The organism is Citrobacter sp. LJND-P06 (assembly GCF_058188415.1).
Genome location: NZ_CP187317.1, coordinates 1,305,979 through 1,330,017 on the forward strand (window position 1 = coordinate 1,305,979; position 24,039 = coordinate 1,330,017).

At 51.2% G+C, this 24,039-nt stretch carries 19 protein-coding genes and 4 pseudogenes; 7 read left to right on the forward strand and 16 right to left on the reverse strand.

What is annotated here, in order from left to right:
• Window positions 1-24: 24 nt before the first annotated feature.
• Together ACO7SM_RS06270 and ptsJ are read right to left on the reverse strand one after the other, a co-directional pair.
• Window positions 25-741, reverse strand: coding sequence for a type 1 glutamine amidotransferase (locus ACO7SM_RS06270; RefSeq protein ID WP_490470125.1), 717 nt, complete (start codon window positions 739-741; stop codon window positions 25-27).
• A gap of 13 nt (window positions 742-754) precedes the next feature.
• Window positions 755-2,050: a MocR-like B6 salvage transcription factor PtsJ gene (gene ptsJ / locus ACO7SM_RS06275; protein WP_490470126.1), complete on the reverse strand. Its 1,296-nt coding sequence runs from the start codon at window positions 2,048-2,050 to the stop codon at window positions 755-757.
• Window positions 2,051-2,132: 82 nt separating this feature from the next.
• Between ptsJ and pdxK the strand changes: the two genes are divergently transcribed.
• Both pdxK and ACO7SM_RS06285 read left to right on the forward strand, forming a co-directional pair.
• A complete protein-coding gene (gene pdxK / locus ACO7SM_RS06280; RefSeq protein WP_490470127.1) occupies window positions 2,133-2,999 on the forward strand; it encodes a pyridoxine/pyridoxal/pyridoxamine kinase in 867 nt (288 codons plus the stop codon).
• Window positions 2,996-3,235 carry a cytoplasmic protein gene (locus ACO7SM_RS06285; RefSeq protein ID WP_271445102.1) on the forward strand — a complete coding sequence of 80 codons (240 nt, stop codon included), beginning with the start codon at window positions 2,996-2,998 and terminating at the stop codon, window positions 3,233-3,235. Before pdxK ends, ACO7SM_RS06285 begins: the two co-directional genes overlap by 4 nt.
• Before the next feature lie 137 nt (window positions 3,236-3,372).
• On the opposite strand, the gene crr is transcribed toward ACO7SM_RS06285, so the two are convergent.
• From crr to cysZ, 5 genes are all read right to left on the reverse strand, one after another.
• A complete protein-coding gene (gene crr / locus ACO7SM_RS06290) occupies window positions 3,373-3,882 on the reverse strand; it encodes a PTS glucose transporter subunit IIA (RefSeq protein ID WP_008803873.1) in 510 nt (169 codons plus the stop codon).
• Window positions 3,883-3,922: 40 nt separating this feature from the next.
• The gene (ptsI, locus tag ACO7SM_RS06295) at window positions 3,923-5,650 is read right to left on the reverse strand and encodes a phosphoenolpyruvate-protein phosphotransferase PtsI (RefSeq protein WP_490470128.1); all 1,728 of its coding nucleotides are present in this window, start codon (window positions 5,648-5,650) and stop codon (window positions 3,923-3,925) included.
• A gap of 44 nt (window positions 5,651-5,694) precedes the next feature.
• A complete protein-coding gene (gene ptsH, locus ACO7SM_RS06300; protein WP_004936458.1) occupies window positions 5,695-5,952 on the reverse strand; it encodes a phosphocarrier protein Hpr in 258 nt (85 codons plus the stop codon).
• A 383-nt stretch (window positions 5,953-6,335) separates the two neighbouring features.
• Window positions 6,336-7,307, reverse strand: a complete 972-nt coding sequence (gene cysK / locus ACO7SM_RS06305; RefSeq protein WP_490470129.1) for a cysteine synthase A — start codon at window positions 7,305-7,307, stop codon at window positions 6,336-6,338.
• Window positions 7,308-7,491: 184 nt separating this feature from the next.
• Complete coding sequence (cysZ, locus tag ACO7SM_RS06310; RefSeq protein ID WP_490470130.1) at window positions 7,492-8,253, reverse strand: sulfate transporter CysZ; 762 nt, start codon at window positions 8,251-8,253, stop codon at window positions 7,492-7,494.
• A 230-nt stretch (window positions 8,254-8,483) separates the two neighbouring features.
• Here cysZ and zipA point away from each other — a divergent pair, with 230 nt between their 5' ends.
• The 3 genes from zipA (at window position 8,484) to ACO7SM_RS06325 (ending at window position 11,777) form a co-directional block, all read left to right on the forward strand.
• Window positions 8,484-9,470, forward strand: coding sequence for a cell division protein ZipA (gene zipA / locus ACO7SM_RS06315; RefSeq protein WP_490470131.1), 987 nt, complete (start codon window positions 8,484-8,486; stop codon window positions 9,468-9,470).
• A gap of 71 nt (window positions 9,471-9,541) precedes the next feature.
• Window positions 9,542-11,557, forward strand: a complete 2,016-nt coding sequence (ligA, locus tag ACO7SM_RS06320; protein WP_490470132.1) for an NAD-dependent DNA ligase LigA — start codon at window positions 9,542-9,544, stop codon at window positions 11,555-11,557.
• A 1-nt stretch (window position 11,558) separates the two neighbouring features.
• Window positions 11,559-11,777, forward strand: coding sequence for a DUF3820 family protein (locus tag ACO7SM_RS06325; RefSeq protein WP_490470133.1), 219 nt, complete (start codon window positions 11,559-11,561; stop codon window positions 11,775-11,777).
• Here the strand turns inward: ACO7SM_RS06325 and ACO7SM_RS06330 are convergent.
• Entirely contained in the window at window positions 11,774-12,772 is a 999-nt protein-coding gene (locus ACO7SM_RS06330; RefSeq protein ID WP_490470134.1) for a bile acid:sodium symporter family protein, read from the reverse strand. The genes ACO7SM_RS06325 and ACO7SM_RS06330 overlap by 4 nt on opposite strands.
• An 89-nt stretch (window positions 12,773-12,861) precedes the next feature.
• Here ACO7SM_RS06330 and ACO7SM_RS06335 point away from each other — a divergent pair, with 89 nt between their 5' ends.
• Entirely contained in the window at window positions 12,862-13,788 is a 927-nt protein-coding gene (locus ACO7SM_RS06335) for a LysR family transcriptional regulator (RefSeq protein ID WP_490470135.1), read from the forward strand.
• A 132-nt stretch (window positions 13,789-13,920) separates the two neighbouring features.
• Window positions 13,921-14,118, forward strand: coding sequence for a hypothetical protein (locus tag ACO7SM_RS06340; RefSeq protein ID WP_490470136.1), 198 nt, complete (start codon window positions 13,921-13,923; stop codon window positions 14,116-14,118).
• Between the two features lie 8 nt (window positions 14,119-14,126).
• Here ACO7SM_RS06340 and ACO7SM_RS06345 read toward each other — a convergent pair whose 3' ends face one another.
• From ACO7SM_RS06345 to ACO7SM_RS06380, 8 genes and pseudogenes are all read right to left on the reverse strand, one after another.
• Window positions 14,127-14,429, reverse strand: coding sequence for a hypothetical protein (locus ACO7SM_RS06345; RefSeq protein ID WP_490470137.1), 303 nt, complete (start codon window positions 14,427-14,429; stop codon window positions 14,127-14,129).
• 346 nt (window positions 14,430-14,775) lie between these two features.
• Window positions 14,776-15,018: pseudogene (locus ACO7SM_RS06350) on the reverse strand (RHS repeat-associated core domain-containing protein); the annotation flags it as partial.
• Between the two features lie 843 nt (window positions 15,019-15,861).
• Window positions 15,862-15,993: pseudogene (locus ACO7SM_RS06355) on the reverse strand (RHS repeat-associated core domain-containing protein); the annotation flags it as partial.
• 71 nt (window positions 15,994-16,064) lie between these two features.
• Window positions 16,065-16,373 (reverse strand): hypothetical protein, encoded by a 309-nt coding sequence (locus ACO7SM_RS06360; RefSeq protein WP_490470138.1) that lies wholly within the window; start codon window positions 16,371-16,373, stop codon window positions 16,065-16,067.
• Window positions 16,374-16,393: 20 nt separating this feature from the next.
• A pseudogene (locus tag ACO7SM_RS06365) lies at window positions 16,394-17,299 on the reverse strand (RHS repeat-associated core domain-containing protein); the annotation flags it as partial.
• 920 nt (window positions 17,300-18,219) lie between these two features.
• Window positions 18,220-18,321, reverse strand: a pseudogene (locus ACO7SM_RS06370) (RHS repeat-associated core domain-containing protein); the annotation flags it as partial.
• A gap of 91 nt (window positions 18,322-18,412) precedes the next feature.
• Complete coding sequence (locus tag ACO7SM_RS06375) at window positions 18,413-18,763, reverse strand: hypothetical protein (RefSeq protein WP_490470139.1); 351 nt, start codon at window positions 18,761-18,763, stop codon at window positions 18,413-18,415.
• Window positions 18,764-22,933, reverse strand: a complete 4,170-nt coding sequence (locus ACO7SM_RS06380) for an RHS element core protein (RefSeq protein WP_490470140.1) — start codon at window positions 22,931-22,933, stop codon at window positions 18,764-18,766.
• Window positions 22,934-24,039 lie beyond the last annotated feature (1,106 nt).

A 24,039-nucleotide genomic window follows, 5' to 3' on the forward strand; every position in this document is an offset into this window, starting at 1 on the left:
AGCGTCTTATCCGGCCTGTCATGATCAATCGTTACGTTTTTCTACAAGCTTATCAAGGAACTGCCACAATTTTTCATTCATTTCCCGGTAATCCCATTCACGCATTTCCGCGTTCGAGCGAATAAAGCGTTTCCCTTTGGCTTCTGCCAGTTCCTGTTCGGAATGCTGAATCAGTCCGGCAACCGCTTCAGCGGTAAACTCCATATGGCACTGAAAACCATAAACAAAATTACCGTACTGCACGATTTGCCGTGGGCAGCCTGCGCTTGTGGCAAGTACCGTTGCCTGGTCGGTTAATCCCGGCATGTCGTTGTGCCAGTGACCCACCATCAACGGGGAGCCAAAGTGAGCAACCAACGGATGCTGTTGACCTGCCTCGGTCAGCGTAATGGGATAATGACCAATCTCTTTTTCCGGGCTTTGACACACTTTCGCCCCGAGTGCCTCGCCAATCAGTTGTGAGCCTAAACAGATCCCCACCACAATCCGTTGTGCGACTATGGCCTGATTTATCAGATGCTGCTCGGCCAGTGAGTCAAAATATGGGCACTCGGCAAGTGTAGTGCGCGGTGACTGCGGCCCGCCAAATACCACCAGCATATCGAAATCATCGGCGTTCGCGGGGAGGGGCTCTGCGCTATAGACGCGGGACCAGGAGATGGCGTAACCACGTGCTTCAGCCCATTGCAGATACGCTCCGGTTGATTCGAACGACTCGTGAACAACAAAATGAACTCGCACTTGTATTCTCCTGTTAGCGTTTCAGCGCCTGATGAATATCAGCCGCCAGCGTGTTGATGTCGCTGTCGCCCAGTGTCGACAGCGTAATGCGCAGGCCGTGGGCTGGCGTATTCACGGCAAACACTTCGCCTTCACGCACCAGCCATCCTGATTTTGCCAGTTTAAACGCAACCGCCTGGCTTGCGTCATGAAGCGGTAGCCACAGATTCAGGCCGTCGCCGGGAGAGACGGAATCAATACCCTGACGGCGTAATGCTGCCGCCAGTTTTTGTTGCTGAGATGCATAAAACTGACGGGTGTTGTGAAGCGATTGCTGGTAGTCCTCGTCGGTCAGACAGGCGCAGACGAGATCCTGTAACAGATGACTGACCCACTGACTGCCGGAATTCAACCGTAAACGAAGCTTCGCCGAGGTAGCTGCGTCGCTACTCACGATGGCGAGGCGCAGGTCAGGGCCGAGCGTTTTCGACATGGAGCGAACCACGGCCCAATGCTGCGTTTCATGGGCAATGACCGGATACCACGGGGATGAAGACAGCAGGGCGAAGTGATCATCGACAATCACCAGCACTTGCGGGTAGCGAGCCAGAATAGCGCGTAACGCCGCCGCGCGCGATGCACTCAGGCTGCATCCTGTTGGGTTGTGTGCCCGCGGGGTCAGAATAACGGCCCTTGCCCCTTTTTGCAGAGCCAGCTCCAGCCCTTCCGGCAACATGCCTTCGCCATCGACAAGTACCGGAGTTGCGCTAAATCCGGCGTAACGGAGCATACTGATACTGCTTAAAAAGCAGGGATCTTCCACCACCACACTGTCGCCAGGCAGCAGATGCGCACAGAGCAGGCGCTCAATCGCATCAATGGCGCCGCTGGTAATATCGATTTCGCCAGCCTGAGGGGTTGCATCCTGCATCCAGTGCGCAGCCCATTTCTTGAGGTCAGGAGACACCGCCGCATCGCCATACAGGCGGGGCGATCGGTTTATCGCGGTGAAGTAACGGCTAAGATCGGGGAGGCGCTGAGGATCAGGGTTACCGCCAGAGAGATCGGTCAGCGGTGTTCCGGGATTGTTTCCTTCGAGCGCGACGGGCGATGGAGTGCCTTTGAGAACCGTCCCGTTGCGTCCAAGGCTGACGGCAAGCCCGGAGGTGACCAGCCGCTTGTAAGCCGCCGCGACAGTATTGCGGTTGATCTCCAGCGCGGTCGCCAGTTCACGAACCGGCGGCAGCGTTTCGCCGGGCGTCAATCTGCCGCTTGCGAGATGCTGGCGAATATTGTCAAAAATTTCGTTGGCGGTTTTTCCGTTGATCATTATTGACCTATGACAAAATGAATTTTAGCATATGACGATAATAGTGAGGCGTGAGCCCGCTGTCCAGTGAGAGGAGAAGGCAATGGGGCAGGAGAGTGAAATACAGTCAGTGCTCTTCGACGATACGCATCGGGCGATACAGACCGATATTGTCGCCGTTCAGTCACAGGTCGTTTATGGTAGCGTCGGCAACAGCATTGCGGTGCCTGCTATTAAAGCGCAGGGATTACGGGTGACGCCGGTTCCTACGGTACTGTTTAGCAATACCCCGCATTATCAGACGTTTTATGGTGGCATTATCCCTGCCGACTGGTTTCGCGGTTATCTTCAGGCGTTGAATGAACGTGACGCACTGCGCGAACTTAAAGCCGTGACCACCGGTTATATGGGAAGCGCGGAGCAGATCGCGTTGCTGGCGCAGTGGCTGAAGACGGTTCGGGAGTCGCATCCTGATGTCTGTATTCTGGTGGATCCGGTGATAGGCGACACGGACAGCGGCATGTACGTGAAAGCGGAAATCCCCGCCGCGTATCGCCACCATCTGCTGCCGTTGGCGCAGGGACTGACACCCAACGTCTTCGAGCTGGAAATGTTGAGCGGGAAGCCGTGCGGAACGCTGGATGATGCCGTGATCGCCGCCAAATCACTACTTTCCGATACCTTGCAATGGGTAGTTATCACCAGCGCGCCGGGTGAAACCGATGAGACGATAAATGTTGCGGTGGTGACCGCCGATTCAGTGGATGTCATTGAACACCCGCGTCTGGAAACAGATCTCAAAGGTACTGGCGATCTGTTCTGCGCCGAACTGATTAGCGGAATTGTGCAGCAAAAACCGCTGGCGGATGCCGCGCGAAATGCCGCCGAGCGCGTACTTGAGGTGATGAGCTGGACCCAGCAATGCGGCTGCGATGAACTGATACTGCCCCCGGCAGGGGAGGCGCGATGAAGAGTTATCGGTTGGTGGTTCGCCAGCAGGGACGTGTCGTTGGCCATTTCGAAACCAGCGGCCTTGAGGCGCTGGAAGACATTTGTGTGGCGCGGGCGATGTTCGGGATTGCGGGGGGATATCAGTGCGAATTGCAGGTTTCAGATTCGGAAAGGCGGATGCTGGAGAGCGGGCCGGAAGGGATGAAAATCCTGATGCGTGAAAAGTGTTATCGCCCGGTGACCTCACCATTGTGACCACAGCACCGATGCCAGGTGATCCCATTTCGTGGTGACAAATCGCGTAGGTCTGATAAGCGTAGCGCCATCAGACAGGCCGGATGACGTGTAAAAAAAATGGCGCCATCTGGCGCCATTCTTCACTGCGGCAAGAATTACTTCTTGATGCGGATAACCGGGGTTTCACCCACAGTCACGCTACCGGACAGTTTGATCAGTTCTTTGATTTCGTCCATGTTGGAGATAACAACCGGCGTCAGGGTAGACTTGGCTTTTTCTTCCAGCAGTGGCAAATCGAATTCAATAACCGGGTCGCCAACTTTAACGCGCTGGCCTTCTTCAGCGATACGTTTGAAACCTTCGCCTTTCAGTTCAACGGTGTCGATACCGAAGTGAACGAACAGCTCAATGCCGCTATCAGATTCGATAGAGAACGCATGGTTGGTTTCAAAGATTTTGCCGATAGTACCGTCAACAGGCGCTACCATTTTGTTGCCAGTTGGTTTGATAGCGATGCCATCACCAACGATTTTTTCAGCAAAAACAACATCCGGCACGTCTTCGATATTGACGATCTCGCCAGAGAGCGGAGCAATAATCTCAATAGTTCCGGTGTCTTTCTTATCATCAGAAACCAGAGATTTCAATTTATCAAACAAACCCATGATCTTCTCCTAAGCAGTAAATTGGGCCGCATCTCGTGGATTAGCAGATTGTTTTTTCTTCAATGAACTTGTTAACCAGCGTCATTAACTCGTCCGTTGTCGGTTGAGCAAGAGCCTGCTCTGCTAACACCTTCGCATCTTCGAAGTTCGTGTTACGGATAATCTTCTTAATGCGCGGGATAGAAATGGCGCTCATAGAGAATTCGTCCAGACCCATCCCCAGCAACAGAAGTGTAGCACGTTCGTCGCCTGCAAGCTCACCACACATGCCAGTCCATTTGCCTTCCGCGTGAGAAGCATCGATAACCTGCTTAATAAGCGTAAGGACAGACGGTGACATTGGCTGGTAAAGGTGTGAAATCATATCATTACCACGGTCAACTGCCAGAGTATACTGCGTTAAATCATTGGTACCGATACTAAAGAAGTCCACTTCTTTGGCTAAATGACGCGCAATCGTCGCGGCGGCCGGTGTTTCCACCATCACGCCAATCTCAATGCTCTCGTCAAACGCTTTACCTTCGTCGCGCAGTTCCTGTTTGTAGATTTCGATCTCTTTGCGCAGTGCGCGTACTTCTTCAACAGAGATGATCATCGGGAACATGATGCGCAATTTACCGAAAGCAGACGCCCGCAGGATGGCGCGAACCTGGTCACGCAGGATCTCTTTGCGATCCAGCGCGATACGCACGGCACGCCAGCCGAGGAACGGGTTCTCTTCTTTCGGGAAGTTCATGTACGGCAGCTCTTTGTCGCCGCCGATGTCCATAGTACGTACGATAACAGCCTGAGAGCCACACGCTTCAGCAACGGCTTTATACGCCGCAAACTGCTCTTCTTCAGTGGGCAGGGCGTCACGGTCCATGAACAGGAATTCGGTGCGGTACAGGCCAACACCTTCAGCGCCGTTACGCTCGGCACCTTCAACATCACGTACAGTACCGATGTTAGCGCAAACCTCAACCTGATGGCCGTCAAGCGTGATGGCCGGCAGATCTTTCAGTTTCGCCAGTTCGGCTTTCTCAGTCGCAACTTGCTCCTGAACGGCACGCAGATGTTCGATTTCTTCGTTCGTTGGATTAACGTAAACCTGGTTGTTTACGGCATCCAGAATCAGATAGTCGTCATTTTTTACCTGAGCGGTAACGCTACCCGTACCTACAATGGCAGGCAGTTCCAGAGAACGCGCCATGATAGAGGTGTGCGAAGTACGGCCACCGGCGTCAGTAATGAAACCCAGCACCTTGTTCAGGTTTAGCTGTGCGGTTTCTGACGGCGTCAGGTCAGCCGCAACCAGGATAACTTCGTCCTGAATTGCGCTCAGATCGATAATTGCCAGACCAAGGATATTACGCAGCAGACGTTTACCGATGTCACGTACGTCAGCCGCACGTTCTTTCAGGTATTCATCATCCAGCTCTTCCAGGGCAGTGGCCTGACCTTCGATAATTTCATGCGCGGCTGCGTCAGCCGTCATGTGTTTATCTTTAATCAGGGCTATGATTTCCTGCTCCAGCTCCTCATCTTCGAGCAGCATAATATGCCCTTCAAAGATGGCTTCTTTCTCTTCACCGAACGTTTCACCAGCTTTCGTTTTGATCGCTTCCAGTTGCGAAGATGCCTTGGCACGACCGCTCAGAAAACGTTCAACTTCCTGATCAACCTTGTCGGCAGAAATTTTTTTCCGGTCAATGACGATTTCGTCTTCTTTCAGCAGCAGTGCTTTGCCGAAAGCGATACCCGGGGATGCTAATATGCCTGAAATCATAACCCTACCTTACTTGTGACTGATTTTTAAAAGAACCCGGAAAATTACTCGAGTTCCGCCATCAGTTTAACCAGATGTTCAACCGCTTTCTGCTCGTCTTCACCTTCCGCAGAGATGGTAACGACAGTGCCCTGAGTCAGGCCCAGAGTCTGCAGTTTGAACAGGCTTTTTGCGCTAGCGCTTTTGCCATTGGAGGTCACGGTAATATCAGAAGTGAAGCCTTTCGCTTCTTTAACAAACTGAGCAGCAGGGCGGGTGTGCAGACCGTTCGGAGCGGTAATGGTAACTTCTTGCTGGAACATTATATTTCCCCAACTTATAGGTTTAGTGTTGTGGAACTAAAGTCTAGCCTGGCGGATCAACTTTAGCCTGTATTGTTAGCGCCGGCGTAAACGGGCACGACACAGTCGGTGTTCTACGCAATTCCGTTGCTGGCAACTTCTGGCCGCTGACGTTTCGCTCGTCATTAAACATTATGCCGCTAAAGGAAGACTTGAACCAAATCATAAAATCGATTCAGCTAGCGGTTTTCGTGTAACGATTAATTTCGCGCATCAAAATAATTAGTCTGGTTAAATACCAGACCCGGCAGGGTGAATCAATGCCAGGAGGAGTGAAACTTTGAAGCAGACCACAAAAAAGCGCCTCAAAAGGCGCTTTTTTACGCGTTATTAACACGCTGGCATTACTGTTGCAGTTCCTTCTCAGTGAAGAGATCGGCAAACAATGCAGTGCTCAGATAACGCTCACCTGATGAAGGTAATATAACCACAATATTCTTGCCGGTAAAGGTCTCATCTTGCTGGAGCTTAAGCGCTGCAGCAACTGCGGCGCCTGAGGAAATGCCCGCAAGAATGCCTTCTTCTTCCATCAGACGACGTGCGGTTGAAATAGCCTCATCGTTGGTGATGCCGATAACTTTATCAATCAGTTTCAGATCCAGGTTGCCGGGGATGAAACCTGCGCCGATACCCTGAATTTTATGCGGGCCGGGTTTCAGTTCTTCGCCTGCCAGCGCCTGAGCAATAACCGGAGAGTCCGTCGGTTCAACGGCAATGGTTATCAGATCCGTTTTGCCTTTCGTGCCCTTAATGTAGCGGGATACGCCGGTGAGCGTGCCGCCGGTACCGACGCCGGAGATAAACACATCGACCTGACCGTCGGTATCTTCCCAAATTTCCGGGCCGGTGGTTTTCTCATGAATTTCAGGGTTTGCCGGGTTGCTGAACTGTTGGAGCAGCAGGTACTTAACCGGATCGCTGGCGACGATTTCTTCAGCCTTCTGGATTGCGCCTTTCATGCCTTTGGCGCCTTCGGTCAGTACCAGATTGGCGCCCAGCGCTTTGAGGAGTTTACGACGCTCAATGCTCATGGTTTCCGGCATGGTTAACGTCAGTTTGTAGCCACGCGCCGCCGCCACATACGCCAGAGCAATACCCGTGTTGCCGCTGGTCGGCTCAACCAGTTCAACGCCTGGTTTCAGCACGCCACGTTTTTCGGCATCCCAAATCATATTGGCACCGATACGGCATTTGACGCTGAAGCTCGGGTTACGTGATTCCACCTTCGCCAGAATGCGTCCGTTACCGATACGGTTCAGTCGAACCAGCGGCGTATGACCGATAGTCAGCGAGTTATCTTCAAAAATCTTACTCATGGCCTGTCCTTAACTGTATGAAATTGGGGTACATGGGCTAGCATACCCGCTCAGAGAATATGCGGAAGTAAGGATTTAGCATATCTATATTCAGAAGGGAAATAATGGGGATCCGGATGGAATAAGGAGCGGCATAAGCCACTCCCTTTTTGCACAATTTTTTTACAAAGAGAAAAAAGATCAATTACTTCCAGAGCGCGTGTTTATCGCGATAGCAATCCACCCACATTGCCGTCGCGCCGCAGACGGCAACCGGCATAATGAACAGGTTGAGCACCGGCAGCATGGTGAACAGACTGGTCAGCGCGCCGAACTGCATATTGGTGACTTTTTTCGTCCGCAGGGCGTTCCTCATCTCTTTGAAGGGCACTTTGTGGTTGTCGAAGGGATAGTCGCAGTATTGAATAGCCAACATCCACGCACTGAACAAGAACCACAGTACCGGCGCGACGGTTTGCCCGATGCCAGGAATAAAATAGAGAACCAGCAGAGCAATTGCGCGCGGGAGATACCACGCCAGTTTTTGCCATTCACGTTTCATGATGCGCGGCACATCCTTCATGATGCCGAGTACGCCGGTGTCGGGCGGCGTCGCCCCGGTTAAACGCGCTTCAAGCTGTTCGGCCAGCAAACCATTAAACGGCGCAGCTATCCAGTTGGCGAGCGTCGAGAAAAAATAGCCGAAAACCAGCAGCACGGAGAGGACGATAATCGGCCACAGCAGGTAACTTAACCACTGTAGCCAGTCCGGCACATGGCTCATCAGCGAAGGAACCCAAGTGTCCAGTTCGGTAAACAGCCACCAGAACGCGCTGCCCATCAACAGAATGTTGACCATCAAAGGTAAAATCACAAAACGACGGATACCCGGTTGGGTGACCAACTTCCATCCCTGAGAAAAATAATAGAAACCACTGCGTGGCGCAGTTGCGGATGATGAAACCATAATCAGGACATGCTCCTTTTGTTTAAGCCCCGGCTAAACTTTGTCTATCTTACCGTGTTGTGGCCTGGTGGACAGTTAAGAAATGTTCGAAAAAACAGCAAAAAGTACAATTTCGTTCATCTTTATGCTGTGAAAGACAAGAGTCCACTTGCACTTGAGGTAATCGGCAAATACTCTTAGTGAGTAAATGTTTGCCGTGGTGGCAAGGTGTTAGAACAACAGAGAATATAATGATGCAGGATTTGCGTCTGATATTAATCATTGTTGGCGCGATCGCCATAATCGCTTTACTGGTACATGGTTTCTGGACCAGCCGTAAAGAACGATCTTCTATGTTCCGCGATCGTCCACTAAAACGCATGAAATCAAAACGTGACGACGAGTCGTTAGACGACGATGTCGATCAAGACGACGAAGGCGTGGGTGAAGTTCGTGTTCACCGCGTAAATCATGCCCCGGGCAATGCGCAGGAGCATGACGCACCTCGCCAGCCGCCGCAACACCAGTACCAGCCGCCTTATGCGTCTGCGCAGCCGCGTCAACCGGCTCAGCAACCGCCTGGCGCGTCGGTACCGCCGCAGCCGCTGCAACAGCCGCAACCGGTACAACAGCCTGTGCAGCATCAGCCGGTACAACAACCGGCCTCGCCGCAGGTGCAACCGGTTCAACAGCCTGTGCAGCCTGCCTCGCAACCTGCGCCGCAAACATTCCAGCCTGCGGAGCCCGTTGTAGAGTCAAAACCTCAGCCGGAACCTGTCGCGGAAACGCCGCCGCCAGCGCCTGAAAAACCACAGCGCAAAGAAGCGGTCATTATCATGAACGTTGCGGCGCATCATGGCACCGAATTGAACGGTGATATCCTGCTGAACAGCATTCAGCAAGCCGGCTTTAAGTTTGGCGATATGAATATTTTCCATCGTCATTTAAGCCCGGATGGTAGCGGCCCTGCGTTATTCAGCCTGGCAAATATGGTCAATCCAGGGACATTTGATCCTGAAATGACAGGTGATTTTACCACTCCAGGTGTGACTATTTTCATGCAGGTGCCGTCCTACGGCGATGAACTGCAAAACTTTAAGCTGATGCTTCAGTCTGCACAGCATATCGCCGACGAAGTAGGCGGCGTGGTGCTTGACGACCAACGCAGAATGATGACCCCGCAAAAATTGCGTGAGTATCAAGACCGCATCCGCGAAGTGAAAGACGCTAACGCCTGATTCTACTCGGGCGTGACATTTCCTTTTTGAACCCCCGCCTGTCGGGGGTTTTTTATCATTGATGGTGCGATATGGAATCAATCGAACAACAACTGACAGAATTACGAACCGCGCTTCGCCATCATGAGTACCTTTACCATGTGATGGACGCGCCGGAAATTCCCGATGCGGAATATGACCGTCTGATGCAGACGCTGCGCGAACTGGAAGCAAAGCACCCGGAAATGGTGACGCCAGACTCGCCAACCCAGCGCGTCGGGGCTGCTCCGCTGGCGGCGTTCAGTCAGATTCGCCATGAAGTCCCGATGCTGTCGCTGGATAACGTGTTTGATGAAGAGAGCTTTCTGGCTTTTAACAAACGCGTACAAGACCGGCTGAAAAGCACCGACAAACTGACCTGGTGCTGCGAGCTGAAACTCGATGGCCTGGCGGTGAGCATTCTGTACGAAAACGGTGTGCTGGTGAGTGCGGCGACGCGTGGCGATGGGACAACCGGTGAAGATATTACCTCTAACGTGCGAACCATCCGCGCCATTCCGCTCAAACTGCGCGGCGATAATATTCCGGCTCGCCTGGAAGTGCGGGGTGAAGTTTTCCTGCCACAAGCCGGTTTCGAAAAGATTAATGAGGATGCTCGTCGAACGGGAAATAAACTGTTTGCGAACCCGCGTAACGCGGCGGCAGGTTCATTGCGCCAGCTTGACCCGCGTATTACCGCGAAGCGACCGCTAACGTTCTTCTGCTATGGCGTTGGCGTACTGGAAGGGGGTGAACTGCCTGATACGCACCTCGGGCGTTTGCTGCAGTTTAAAGCGTGGGGGCTTCCGGTGAGCGATCGGGTGACGCTTTGCGACTCCCCTGAGGCGGTACTGGCGTTCTACCACAAAGTGGAAGAGGATCGCCCAACGCTCGGCTTTGATATTGACGGTGTGGTGATTAAGGTCAACTCACTGGCGCTCCAGGAACAACTGGGCTTTGTGGCGCGCGCACCACGCTGGGCGGTGGCCTTTAAATTCCCCGCGCAGGAGCAAATGACCGTAGTTCGTGACGTAGAATTCCAGGTTGGGCGGACAGGCGCAATTACCCCTGTGGCTCGCCTCGAGCCGGTGCAGGTAGCGGGTGTGCTGGTGAGCAACGCCACGTTGCATAATGCCGATGAAATTGAACGTCTCGGTTTACGCATTGGCGACAAAGTTGTTATCCGCCGCGCCGGGGATGTGATCCCTCAGGTGGTTAACGTGGTGCTTTCAGAGCGCCCGGAAGAGACTCAGGAAATTGTATTCCCCACCCATTGCCCGGTCTGCCAGTCGGACGTCGAGCGTGTGGAAGGTGAAGCGGTTGCCCGCTGTACCGGTGGCCTGATTTGCGGGGCGCAACGTAAAGAATCGCTTAAGCATTTCGTCTCACGTCGTGCCATGGATGTTGACGGTATGGGCGATAAGATAATCGACCAGTTGGTCGAGAAAGAGTATGTCCATACGCCTGCCGATCTGTTTACTCTGACGGCCGGTAAGCTGACCGGGCTTGATCGCATGGGGCCGAAGTCGGCGCAGAATGTGGTTAACGCGCTGGAGAAAGCCAAAGAGACGACGTTTGCTCGTTTCCTGTATGCGCTGGGGATTCGTGAAGTCGGCGAGGCGACCGCTGCCGGACTGGCGGCCTATTTCGGTACGCTGGAGGCGCTGGAAGCCGCGTCTCTCGACGAACTGCAAAAAGTCCCGGATGTGGGCATCGTAGTCGCCACACACGTCTTCAATTTCTTCGCGGAAGAGAGCAACCGTGAGGTTATCGAACAACTGTTGGCGCGGGGCATTCACTGGCCTGCTCCGGTCGTTGTCAATGCAGAAGAGATCGACAGTCCGTTCGCCGGTAAAACGGTGGTACTGACTGGCAGCTTAAGCCAGATGTCCCGCGACGACGCCAAAGCGCGTCTGGTTGCGCTGGGCGCGAAGGTAGCAGGCAGCGTGTCGAAGAAAACCGATTTAGTCATTGCGGGCGAAGCGGCGGGTTCGAAACTGGCAAAAGCACAGGAACTGGGCATTGCCGTCATTGACGAAGCCGAAATGCTCCGTTTGCTGGGTGTCTGAGATGGAAAAAGAGCAGTTGGTTGAGATAGCCAACACGGTGATGCCGTTCGGCAAATATCAGGGGCGTCGATTGATTGATGTGCCGGAAGAGTATTTGCTGTGGTTTGCCCGCAAGGATCAGTTCCCGGCGGGCAAATTAGGCGAGCTGATGGCAATCACGCTGCTGATTAAAACAGAGGGGCTGACGCAACTGGTTCTGCCCCTGAAACGCCCGCTCTAAGCTTTGGCGGCGCGGTTTTCTTGCTGCGCCTGTAACGCCTCGGTCTGGCGCTTGTAGCGACGCGCCAGCACCGCACACACCATCAGTTGGATCTGGTGGAAGATCATCAGCGGCAGCACCATCATTCCAATCACCGAGGTCGGGAACAGAATGTTTGCCATTGGGATACCGTTGGCGAGACTCTTTTTCGACCCGCAAAAGACAATCGTAATCTCATCCGCCTTGTTGAAACCGCATTTGCGGGCCACAAACATGTTGATTGCAATAACCATCGCCAGCATCACGATGCTGACCACCACGATAAACAGCAGCGATCCCCAACCGACTTTGTGCCAAATACCGTTTACCACCGCTTCACTGAAGGCAGAATAAACCACCAACAGGATCGAGGTTTGGTCGGTTTTGCCAATCCACTTTTTATGGCGCGCCACCCAGTTGCCAATCCACGGGCGTGACAAATGCCCGAGCACAAACGGTAGCAGCAGTTGCAGCATGATTTTGCCGACCTGCTCCAGACTTCCTTCTGCGCCGTGGATATTCATTACCAGACCCACCAGAAGTGGCGAGAGGAAAATGCCCAGCAGGCTGGACGCTGATGCGGAACAGACCGCAGCGGCGACGTTGCCGCCCGCCAGGGAGGTGAACGCGATGGCAGACTGGACGGTGGCAGGAAGAATGCAAAGATAAAGAAAACCGGTATAGAGCATGGGGTCGACGTTAACCGGCGCCCACCAGGCAAATAACACGCCGATTATCGGGAACAGAACGAAGGTACTGCACATCACCCACAGGTGAAGTCGCCAGTGGCTACCGCCTGCGATGATCGCTTCGCGCGAGAGTTTGGCACCGTGCATAAAAAACAGCAGGGCAATGGCGGCGGTGGTTAAACCTTCGAAGAAAGGAACAAAGCTGCCTTCGGCCGGAAAAAACGAGGCCAGCAATACGACAGTGATAAGGGTCACGGTAAACGGATCAAGGATACGAAAAAGTTTCATAAATACTCCAGGAATCTGATGCCGATATTTTGCGTTTTTCCATTTGAGAAATAAAATTGATTTATTGCATCCATATATGAACTGAATTAATGAATTACTCTCTGCGTCAACTCCGTATCTTTGTCACCGTCGCTCAGGCGAAAAGTTTTAGCCGCGCGGGGGATATTATCGGTCTGAGCCAGTCGGCAGTCAGCCACAGTATTAAAGAGCTAGAGCGACAGACTGGCGTCAAACTGTTGGATCGCACTACGCGTGAAGTCGTTTTGACGGAAGCCGGGCAGCAACTGGCGACACGCCTGGAGCGCGTGTTGGATGAACTGCACAGCACACTGCGTGAAGCGGGTAGGGTGGGCACACAGTTGACCGGCACGGTACGCGTGGCGGCCAGCCAGACCATTTCAGCGCATCTTATTCCGCAGTGTATTGCACAAAGTAATCACCTTTACCCTGCAATTGATTTTGTTCTGCATGACCGTCCACAGCAGTGGGTGCTGGAGAGTATTCGTCAGGGGGACGTCGATTTTGGCATTGTTATCGATCCCGGTGCCGTGACGGATTTGCAGTGTGAAACCGTATTGTCTGAACCGTTTTTGTTGCTCTGCCATCAGAATCACCCTTTCGCCAGACGAGAGTGGGTGAGCTGGCAGGATCTTGAGCATGAGCGGTTGGTATTGCAGGATTATGCTTCAGGCAGCCGACCGTTAATTGACGCAGCATTGTCGCATTTTTCGGTTGATGCCAATATCGTGCAGGAAATCGGCCATCCGGCGACGCTGTTTCCGATGGTGGAGGCGGGCATTGGTATCAGTGTATTGCCTGCGCTGGCACTACCGTTGCCTCAGGGGAATCAATTACAGGTGAAGCGACTCACGCCTGTCGTGGAGAGACAACTCATGCTGGCCCGTCGCAAGAATCGCTCGCTGTCGACAGCAGCCCAGGCGCTCTGGGATGTGGTACGCATGCAGGCCAGTGAGCTCACCGCGGGCCGTGCGCAGGACCCGCTGTATCAGATCTAGTCCTTTGAAAAATTGAAATATTTAGCACTAACGATTATCACAGTGGGTCTAATTATAGGTCTCATTTTGAGAGCTGTGAGTGGGAATTTTTGCTCACAGTTTTAATGCAAAATGTTAAACGGCGCAGGCATCGTGGAGGCACATTCGGAAACCATCAATCCGATTCCATCAATTTTGGACATTTCTATCGTTCAGCTCCCGCTCCAGGTTATCCAGCAGAGCCACCAGTTCCGGCATAAACACCATGCCCGCATCCTGGCTGAGTTTTTCCGCCAGCGTGCGGCGGTGGGTTTTAGCCCGTTCTGCTGCCGCGGTTTCTGTCCGGATTAACGGCGTGACTATACATATGGATCAAAATCAAAAGAGGCACCGGCTGCACTAAGCCTGCTTATTGTTCGCGCATCAATGTCAAATGCAGGTCTGAAACCATCTTCATCTGCAATAATCGCAATTGATAATTCAACGTGTAGCTCCCTTAATCCTTCAAGACCATTGCCACTATATTCAGCACCCTCATCCAAAACTTTATTAATCATATAAAGAAAAATATCATGATCGTACTGATTAGACTCATGTTTTGATATACTAAACCACTCACCTTTGATGGGATCTAAACCATGTAACTCAATAGTTAATTTCATAAATCATTTCCAACTATATTCAGTAGAGGTTGCAATCTTTCCCTTACATCCCTGAGCCTTAATTACTACTCCACCATCTTTACAACCACAGAGATCAAACCTCGATATCTGAGCTTTATCGCCCATCCAATCCTTTTTCACTTGGTGAGTGATCAAATATACTTGCTTGTTGTAGTAAATTTTTATCAAGATTTTTATCACATGGATCTTCGGGGGGGCATGGGAGTTGCTGCACAACTTGTTACATTCTCAGTACTGGTTTTAGATTTTTGTAATTCTTCCTGAAGTGCATTTATGCTGGCATATTCATTATAAGTGCCTATTATGGCACCAGTAGTTACAGTGCCTACAAAAACATTTGCCATAAACTATAAGCAGCAATACCAACCTCACCAATACAAAGTTCTTCTGCACATAACCCTAGAGAATCTATATTTTCGATCGGATTCAGCGGGTAATTATAGAGATTCCATCCCCCATTAAGCCCTATCGGATCCTGCGTGATATACCATCCCTGCAACGGGCCATAGTAACGATACCGGTTGTAATAAAGCCCCGATGCCTCGTCGTACCACCGCCCCGGTAGTATCTTACCAGAAAAAAGTCTGCCCGTGCTTGCATCGGGTAGGTGTCCATATAAGCTATTTAGCCGAAATATTAGCTCTGCTATTTCTTGTCAGGATTCATATCCCCAATAGCATTAATCAACAAAATTCGGCAATTACTGATAAATAAACTACAATCAGATAGTGTAATAGTATAACTACCAAATCATAAAACCACTATCTGTTAACGAGTCAAAACAGACGGGAGTATATGTCAATAAAAATATCGATTCCATTTAATAGATATAGAAATGAAAAAATCCATAATCCTCCTTTTTTATTAGATAAATACAGCCACGATAGAACAGAAAGAATAGTTGCTACCATAGCTATAATGAAAAGTATATTATATGTATTTTCATTCACGACGGTAATGTTGTCAGCTACCCATGCAATGATAGAAAAAAAAAGGCCCAAAATAAATACTGAAACTCTCATCTGGATGTTCCACTACCTGTTAAGCTACTTCCTTTAGACGACAAATCAAAACCTCCGATTGTAACCTTCACATCTTTACGTTTAGGTGGAGTTTCTTGAACTCCCGGTGCAGAGTTGAATTGGCGCTGACTCCAACTACGGCAAATATCATCATATCCGTAATAACCATGCTCTCCTATTTGAGCTTTCATTGCTTTATCAAAAGCATCATCCTGTTCCTTTGTTGTTTTTTTATATACTTCAATTTTTCCACCATGTTTCATATCATTATACACTTCACCATGAGGAAAAGAGCCCATGGCATAGCTGTATGAATTATAACTGCCATCAGGCGTACCCACGTTTATACTTTGATGCAGTGCTGGCTCATCTGGACCTTGATCTTCAATCCAAATATCCAGCCCTATTGGATCAACAAAACCAATCGGATCATTATAAACATAAGAGTATAGATTCCATCCCCCCACTAACCCAATCGGATCCTGCGTGATATACCGGCCCTGCAACGGGTCATAGCGGTAGCTGGCGTTCGTTACCGTTCCTGCCGGGGGGCTGTTTTTCATAACCAGAGTAGATTTTCCACTCACAATCATCATTGTAAATCAACAGCCATTACTTTACCGTTAGAGTAAGTGAAAAGCACTGTTCCAACGTAAGTACCTTCACCAGGTTTCTTAATCACCTCTAGGCCTGCTTGCCTTGCCGCAAGCAAAACCTGCTCCTGTGACGTTGACTTCAGCAATAAAGGAAGTAACTTTTTCAGGTCGTAGGCCTGTTGATTCCGGTAATTAATTTCATCCACCCCATAAGTTGTCATCACCCCCAAATCTAATACCCGATAAAACAGAGCCGCATTTATCAAGATCGAGCATAACAGCGCAAGTCTAATTATCCTTTCCATCACATTCCTCCCTTACGGAATTATTCTGTGCCCGCTGTTGCGGCATCATGTGCAAATGTCTTGCAATTGTTTCCTATCAGACGATAGCAGTCATGGTTTTTACCAAAATCTTCGGAATATTTATTCGCTTTATTGTAATCAGTATCGGAATAATACGTTGGCGTTACAGCCGAACTATGTCCATATTTTTCTGAAGTGAACTTATACAAGTTCTCTAACAACTCTTTGGTTGGTAGTCCATCTTTACCCATACTTAAGTCTGGAACAGGCCTCTGTCGTACATTCCCGCACTCTTTGTCTGTATAGCGGCCAAATTCATAATACTTAGTTTTCCCTGTTTTAGGATCAACAGTAACAACCGCACCATGACCGAGAGGCAAATTGAACCCCATTCCGGTATTAACCTGGTAATAGTCATAGTTAATTTGTATCGCATCCAACCCCCACGGATCAATATCTACTATCGGGTTTAACGGATATGTATATAAATTCCATCCCCCATTAAGCCCAATCGGATCCTGCGTGATATACCGTCCCTGTTGCGGATCGTAGTAACGATGCCGGTTGTAATACAACCCCGTCTCTTTATCATACTGTTGTCCTGGCAGACGGATAAGCTGTTGCAGATTGTCGGGATTGTCCTCCCGCAGCATATTGCCCCATTCATCAAACGCTGCGCTCCACGCAATTTCCCCGTTAACATCGGTTAACGCCAGCGGTAGTCCCCGGTGGTCGCAGTGGTACAGGTGGATTTTCCTCACCGGCACGTATTCCGGCTCCATCTGGTTTTTCATCTGCTCCGGCGTCAGCCCGCACTGTGCCAGCCACTGCCGGCTCTGTTCGCTGACCTGGCCCGTGTTCAGGTCCCGCTCCAGATTATCCAGCAGCGCCACCAGTTCCGGCATAAACACCATACCCGCATCCTGGCTGACACGTTTACTTGGGCGGTCCAACGGTCATCTTTGTGGGTGGCAACTTTACCCAGAAAATTACCCCGGCTGATTACAGAGTAGTACTTTAATTTATTCAGCGAAGTGAGAGCGCTGAATAGTTATATTTTCATCTACAAAATAAGCCTTTCAGAATATTACCTACAATGAAACCAATAAAAATAAAAGAAAAACTTAAAATATAAAAAATCGACGATAACCATATACTTCCGGTAAGTTCTGGAAAATCGGTTGGTTGATGTAACTTATAGATCAATACATTATATATAAAAATAACAATAGATACCAAAAATGAATATAAACAGCATAACCACCAGGCACTAAATCCCATTCGCCACGCAATTCTCAAACCGCACAGAAAAAGCATCCCCCATGATAACAATGAAACAATTACCTCAGGGAGGTTTATTCTTTCATACACATATGCAGGAATATATTTCCCTATAAATAATAAAAATAAAAATAAAAAAACCCACAGTAACTCACTAAAAAAATATCTTAGCATATTAATCCCCTCCCAAGCTTGGTCCAAAAACAGGCTCTCGTTTATAACCAGCCTCCCCTGGTTGTGGGCCGGGATTTATTGGAGAGTTTGGCCATGAAGTTTTAGGGATAGATGTTCCACAAGATTTCATTGCTTGTTCTGCACAGTGACAACAGTTAAACTCGGTAAAATTATAATTTTCACCTTTGCAATTTTTCATGGCTTCCCGAATGCACTCATCTAAGGATGGATTTTGATGCTCTGTACAGATCGTACCCGATTTATCAGGAGCAGGGTCTGCATGAACACCCTTATTATCAAAACTTGATGTCGTACCATCTTCAAATTTTATATAACAATGCCTTGCATATGGGACAGGTACAGGATCAAATTTCCTATGGCACATTTGATACAGACCTAACGGATCTATATTTTCGATCGGGTTCAGCGGGTAATTATATTTATTCCATCCACCATTAAGCCCAATCGGATCCTGCGTGATATATCTCCCCAACTGTTGAGCACAATAATGATGATAGTCATAGTGTTGCTAGGCTTCATCGCCATAATGCTGGCCCTTTACCTGTATTGCCTGATGAAATCAACTAGCTGCAAATTAATGCATTAAGATTTTCCCTGTCCTTGTTTGTGATACTATCGCAAACTCTACGAGCCCATTCTATTTCACTTTTTTCCAAGCATTGAACTTTTTTATCGCTCATTGTCCTTATATTGGGTGTTGCATCTCCATTTAGTAACATCCATGTTTCATTTTTCTTCATAAAACATCTACCATTATATTCAAATATATTAGGTGTGATGATGTTGTCAGAGTCCCATGCTACAACTTGCTCGAGGGCTTGATTATCTTGATACTCCATGCCAGAATTATAATAGTCACACGATGTAATTATCATAGCAATTATTGTTATCAACACCCTCCCAAGTATTTTCATTCACTTTACCTCTTGGAATTCAAATGGGAATTCAGTGAAGGGGCCTTTAGGTATAACATATCTTTGAGACCCATAAAGCTCACCGAGCACTTGTATACTTATAGGTGCATTTGTATTCATCGAGGGATTGCTAAACCCACATGCCTCAAAAATCATGTTCGTCCGGCTAAAACAATTATTTGCAATAGGAAGAGGCCCGATGTTAATATTTTTTAGATTTTTATCAAGGTCTTTTGCCTTATCCATCATACATTTTTCTTCTTCATCGGTTGTATCTATTATCCACAACCAAGTATCTCTGCGGGGTTGCATTTTTTTAAAATAATCAGAGATAGAAGCTCCCATTGCATCCCCAGTTCCCGAACTCATTAATCCATACCGATTTGCCGCTGCGGCATGCCCAAAAGGATTATCAGGAACTGGACCGTTACCTATTATCATAGTACTAAGCCCTAATGGATCAACCAGCGCAAGAGGATTACCAAGAACATAGCTATAAAGGTTAAGGCCCCCCTCTAGTCCTATCGGATCCTGCGTGATATACCGTCCCTGTTGCGGATCGTAGTAACGATGCCGGTTGTAATACAACCCCGTCTCTTTATCATACTGTTGTCCCGGCAGACGGATAAGCTGTTGCAGATTGTCGGGATTATCCTCCCGCAGCATATTGCCCCATTCATCAAACGCTGCGCTCCACGCAATTTCCCCGTTAACATCGGTTAACGCCAGCGGTAGTCCCCGGTGGTCGCAGTGGTACAGGTGGATTTTCCTCACCGGCACGTATTCCGGCTCCATCTGGTTTTTCATCTGCTCAGGCGTCAGCCCGCACTGTGCCAGCCACTGCCGGCTCTGTTCGCTGACCTGGCCCGAGTTCAGCTCCCGCTCCAGGTTATCCAGCAGTGCCACCAGTTCCGGCATAAACACCATGCCCGCATCCTGGCTGAGCTTTTCCGCCAGCGTACGGTGGTGGGTTTTAGCCAGGTCTGCTGTCGCGGTTTCTGTGCGGATTAACGGCGTGAAACTCCCCGGCAGATACACCGTCTGGATACGGGTGGCATCTGTCTGTGTGGTGGTCAGCCTGTCACCCTCCCAGCCATACCACGTGACTTCGGGGGTGGGATTCAGCCAGAGATATGCCTCACCTTTCAGGCTGCGCTCAGTCTGGCTCTTCCACACCCGCTTACCGACACGGCGGCCCAGCGGGTCGTAAATATAGCGACTTTCCGCCAGCAGGTGGCCCTGCTGCATCTGGCGGTAGTGTGCCAGCCGGTGCTGGTTGTCATAGCGGTAAAGATGCGAAAGACTGCCCCGCGGGTGGATACGTCGCTCGTCTTTTTCCGTGAGCCTGCCGTGTTCGTCGTAATGGTAAAAACAATCTGCGTCCTGAGTGATACGGTTATCCCGCCAGGCTTCCGGCAGCATCGGGTATTTATCCCGCGCTGCGGTCCGGTTGCCCGCCGGGTCGGTGAAGGTCCACTGCTCCAGGTCATGGTGCGCCGATTTAATCTGCGAGCCGAGTAACCGCCCGGCCTCAGCATACTGGTAATCACGCTGCTCATTCTGCCCGCTGATACGGACAAGCTGCCCGCCGGTATTCCACGTGTAGTCACGGTTAAGCTGCGGTTTGTTAAGATGGTGACTCTGTAGCTGACCACCGGGGGTCCAGGTCGTGGTCAGTTCGTAATTGCCAAAACTGCGCTGCGTTTCGCGGTGCAGGCGGTCGCGGGTGAAATCCATCAGCGGCGTGTCGCCCAGCTTCATGCCTGCCAGATAACCGCTGCCATAGGTCAGCCACTCCACCGCAGGAAGTGCATCCGGCGTGATGCGGTTCAGCAACCCTTTGTCGCTGTAACCATGCCGGGTTTCATGCTGCCAGAGCAGTTCCTCCGTTTCCGGGGAATGTACCGTCTGGCGCTCGCTGACAGTACGTCCCTGTCTGTCATGCCGGTAATGAACGGCAACGCGGTGGCCTTCGCTGAGATGGCTGATTTCCGTCAGCCAGCCACGCTCGTTGTAGCGCCACTGCTCTGCGGGTTCGTCATTGATGGTGCGGTGCGTCAGACGGTCAGCCTCATCGTACTGCCAGAGCGTGACCTGGTTTACGTCCTCGCTGCGGACAAGCTGTCCGGTGGCACTGTAACGGTAACGCTGTGTCCTGCCGTCAAACCCGGTTTCCTGTACCAGCCTGTCCAGCACATCGTAAGTGAAGGTCGTATGGCTGCCGTTCTCGTTGGTCAGTTGTGTCACCCGGCCTGCGGCGTCATATTCCATCCGCCGCGTCAGCCCGTCCTGCGTGGCGCTGAGGATGTTACCCTGTTCATCATGGCGGGTTTCACGGCGTCTGCCGTCCGGGGTTATCACCGCTGTCAGGTCGCCTGCGACGCTGTATTCATAGCGGGTTTCACGGCTCTGCGCATCTTTTACCACGGTTAAACGCCCCCGGTTATCATAAGCCCGGTAAACGCTGAGACCTTCCTCCTGGTGTACCGCCGTTAGCTGCCCGAAACGGTCATATTCATAACGGGTTTCATACCCGGAACAGTCGGCGAAAATGAGCAACTGGCCGTAACGACTCCATGCCATCTCTTTACGGCTGCCGGTGGCATCTTCCGTGGCACACGGATATTCGCTGCGCGGGCTGTCATAAAAATAACGGGTTGTGCTGCCGTTGCGCAGGGTTTCCGCCGTCAGCCTGCCGTGGGCGTCGTATTCCTGTTGGCTTTGCAGTCCGTCCGGGAACAGGGTACGGGTCAGCTGGCGCTGACTGTTGTAATACAGTTCCGTGCGTCTGCCGTCCGGCGTGATGATTTCTTTGGGCAGGCCGGAGCCGGGACTGAGGCGATACTCTGTTTTGCGGCCGGCCGCGTCGGTCTGCGCCAGCAGTCTGCCCGCGCTGTCATAGTCGCTGTGAATCGTGCTGCCGTCCGCTTTCTCCTGTTTCACCACCCGTTTCAGCCCGCCGTCGCCTTCGGTGTGCAGCACCTCCCGGCGGTTCAGGCTGTCGGTAATGGTGACGGTATTTCGTTCATAAACGTAGGTGTAGCTTAACCCTTCAGCGTTACGCTGCTCCGTCACGCGACCCGACGCATCGTAGCGGTACTGTGTCTCCGGCCTGCCGGCATAGCGGTGCGCCGTCATCCGCCCCGGCTGTTTTGCGTCATAAGTAAAACCGTGTACTGCCGTGCCGCTGCGGTCATACGCCCTCACCAGTTCGCCCCGCGGTGAATAGGTATAACGCGCCAGAGGTTCCGCAGGCAGGTTATCCGGGTATTCCGGGTCATGGGTCAGCCACACTTCGGCAAGGCGAATACCGCTGTCTGCGCCGTAATCCGTGGCGGGCAGCGTATCCGGGAAGGATGTCTGTTTTGTGGCCCCGGATACGGCCTGTTTCCGGTACTGCTCCGCCCGCTGTGCCTGGGTGGTCAGCACCAGATGAAAGCGGCGTCCTGCGCCGTCCGTCACGCCGGTGATGTCTCCGGCAAACGCCCCGGACGCCGCGCGATGGAAAATCATTATGCGACCAAAATTATCCACCAGTGCGGTCAGTACCCGGTACGACGGCAGTGGAGCAGGCAGTACCTCATCCGGCGCGGGCACGCGCTCACACCAGCCGAGTATCCACCACGGCCCCCGGAGACTGCTGGTTGCCAGGTAAACATGTGGGCTGAGCCGGATATTCTCCGGCAGCGTCTGCCAGAGAAGATGAAGGGGATTACTTTCATGCAGCTTCAGTGCTCCACCCCGCGCCAGCCAGAAGGATTCACTGCGGCTGAAAGCCGTTTCCCCTGCAAACAGCGGGTCAAAATGAATGCTTCTGCCGCCATTGTCGTTGAGTATCAGTTCCCCGTCGCGAATCTGTAAGCGGATATCAAAGGGGGCTTTCCAGCCGGGGCCAAATATTCCCACAGGGGCGGGGGTCTTTGTGCGGTAACTGCTGTAGGTACGTGAAAGCACAAACGGCAGCGGGGCGGGCAGCGCAAAATCGGTTTCGCCCGGCAACACTTTCGCACCCAGCAGCGGGTTAACCGGGTTGCCGGAGGTCATGCCGCCCGGACACACCGAACAGGCCACGCCGGTTGGCGCGCCAATCATCACGCCCGCTGAGCCCTGGATTATCGGGCCACCCTCCATGGTGCCGTCGCCCTGACGCGCGGCCGGTTTTCCGCTCATACACCTGTCCCTCTTTTATTTTGCTTAACGGCCCTGTGTTACAAATTTGTGATGCTGTTTAATCGGTGCTGCCGTATACCCGGCGGCGGGCTGTCGCTGTCTTCCGGCGCTTTTGGCGGGGGTACACCACCCCCATCGTCAGGGCGCGGGCAATACCTACCGCTTCAGCCTGATTCAGACCGACGGTAATTTTTCTGCTGGCTGCCCGAAGGAGTCGCTGGCAACGTCCACTTCCAGCGTAAAACGCAGTCCTTTTAATGACACAACCCCCCTGATGCAGATAAAACGGTATCTCGCGGGAAGCGGAATTGTGACAGAGGGTAAAGTCAACCGGATGGCACAGCACCTGACGAAATAATAAATTACGTTACTATATGAAACGAAATACTCCTTTCTGTATTTATTTTTTTGACTGATATCAATGATTCAGATTAATGGGCCAGATCTTTGGTAATGACTGTCAATATTTCATTCGACGCATTATCAGGGGGAATGAATTACCTTAGAAAATTCACGATATGCTTGTATTTGATGTGCTTATTTCCACATTTAATGACTATTTGTACTGCGCTGGTTTCAGGGAAAACCTCGTGTCATCTTTTACTGGCGGGGGAGTCGGGTGAACACAAGCGAAGCGCGGTAGCTTCAAAACGGTGGATGATACAAAACGGTTCAGCGAGTATGGGGGCTGAATATCCAGATCCAGCGGGGAACGCTGTTCAGTGTGTAATGCACGCGCACTGGCAAGCGACATGGTGGGGGAGGGTGATTCGCGCAGCCGAATCGGGACGGTTGTAGCTAAAACGCCATGTGTTTACCCTTTGTTCTGACAAACAGGGCCAGTCCCTGTCCGTCAAACAGTTCGTAATCTTTATCATCGGTTTTGCTTTCAGGACTTTGGAAGCGGATAGCGGACGGGTAAGCACGGCCATGCAATCACTCTTTAAATGTCAGGTGATAATGTCAGTGATACTGTTTCCGGACGCTATAAGACATCCAGGGTGCTTATGTTGGTGGGTCGTGCAGGATGACTCGCTTCGCTCGCCCTTCGGGCCAACGCTGGCGCGTTGTTCAAAATTGTTCCCGACAATTTCGTCGAATCGTCT

Excerpts from the sequence above, each read along its gene's own strand:
- ptsJ (WP_490470126.1), bottom strand. The coding sequence starts at position 2,050 with ATGATCAACGGAAAAACCGCCAACGAAATTTTTGACAATATTCGCCAG.
- pdxK (WP_490470127.1), top strand. The coding sequence starts at position 2,133 with ATGGGGCAGGAGAGTGAAATACAGTCAGTGCTCTTCGACGATACGCAT.
- ACO7SM_RS06285 (WP_271445102.1), top strand. The coding sequence starts at position 2,996 with ATGAAGAGTTATCGGTTGGTGGTTCGCCAGCAGGGACGTGTCGTTGGC.
- crr (WP_008803873.1), bottom strand. The coding sequence starts at position 3,882 with ATGGGTTTGTTTGATAAATTGAAATCTCTGGTTTCTGATGATAAGAAA.
- ptsI (WP_490470128.1), bottom strand. The coding sequence starts at position 5,650 with ATGATTTCAGGCATATTAGCATCCCCGGGTATCGCTTTCGGCAAAGCA.
- ptsH (WP_004936458.1), bottom strand. The coding sequence starts at position 5,952 with ATGTTCCAGCAAGAAGTTACCATTACCGCTCCGAACGGTCTGCACACC.
- cysK (WP_490470129.1), bottom strand. The coding sequence starts at position 7,307 with ATGAGTAAGATTTTTGAAGATAACTCGCTGACTATCGGTCATACGCCG.
- cysZ (WP_490470130.1), bottom strand. The coding sequence starts at position 8,253 with ATGGTTTCATCATCCGCAACTGCGCCACGCAGTGGTTTCTATTATTTT.
- zipA (WP_490470131.1), top strand. The coding sequence starts at position 8,484 with ATGATGCAGGATTTGCGTCTGATATTAATCATTGTTGGCGCGATCGCC.
- ligA (WP_490470132.1), top strand. The coding sequence starts at position 9,542 with ATGGAATCAATCGAACAACAACTGACAGAATTACGAACCGCGCTTCGC.
- ACO7SM_RS06325 (WP_490470133.1), top strand. The coding sequence starts at position 11,559 with ATGGAAAAAGAGCAGTTGGTTGAGATAGCCAACACGGTGATGCCGTTC.
- ACO7SM_RS06330 (WP_490470134.1), bottom strand. The coding sequence starts at position 12,772 with ATGAAACTTTTTCGTATCCTTGATCCGTTTACCGTGACCCTTATCACT.
- ACO7SM_RS06335 (WP_490470135.1), top strand. The coding sequence starts at position 12,862 with ATGAATTACTCTCTGCGTCAACTCCGTATCTTTGTCACCGTCGCTCAG.
- ACO7SM_RS06345 (WP_490470137.1), bottom strand. The coding sequence starts at position 14,429 with ATGAAATTAACTATTGAGTTACATGGTTTAGATCCCATCAAAGGTGAG.
- ACO7SM_RS06360 (WP_490470138.1), bottom strand. The coding sequence starts at position 16,373 with ATGGAAAGGATAATTAGACTTGCGCTGTTATGCTCGATCTTGATAAAT.
- ACO7SM_RS06375 (WP_490470139.1), bottom strand. The coding sequence starts at position 18,763 with ATGAAAATACTTGGGAGGGTGTTGATAACAATAATTGCTATGATAATT.
- ACO7SM_RS06380 (WP_490470140.1), bottom strand. The coding sequence starts at position 22,933 with ATGAGCGGAAAACCGGCCGCGCGTCAGGGCGACGGCACCATGGAGGGT.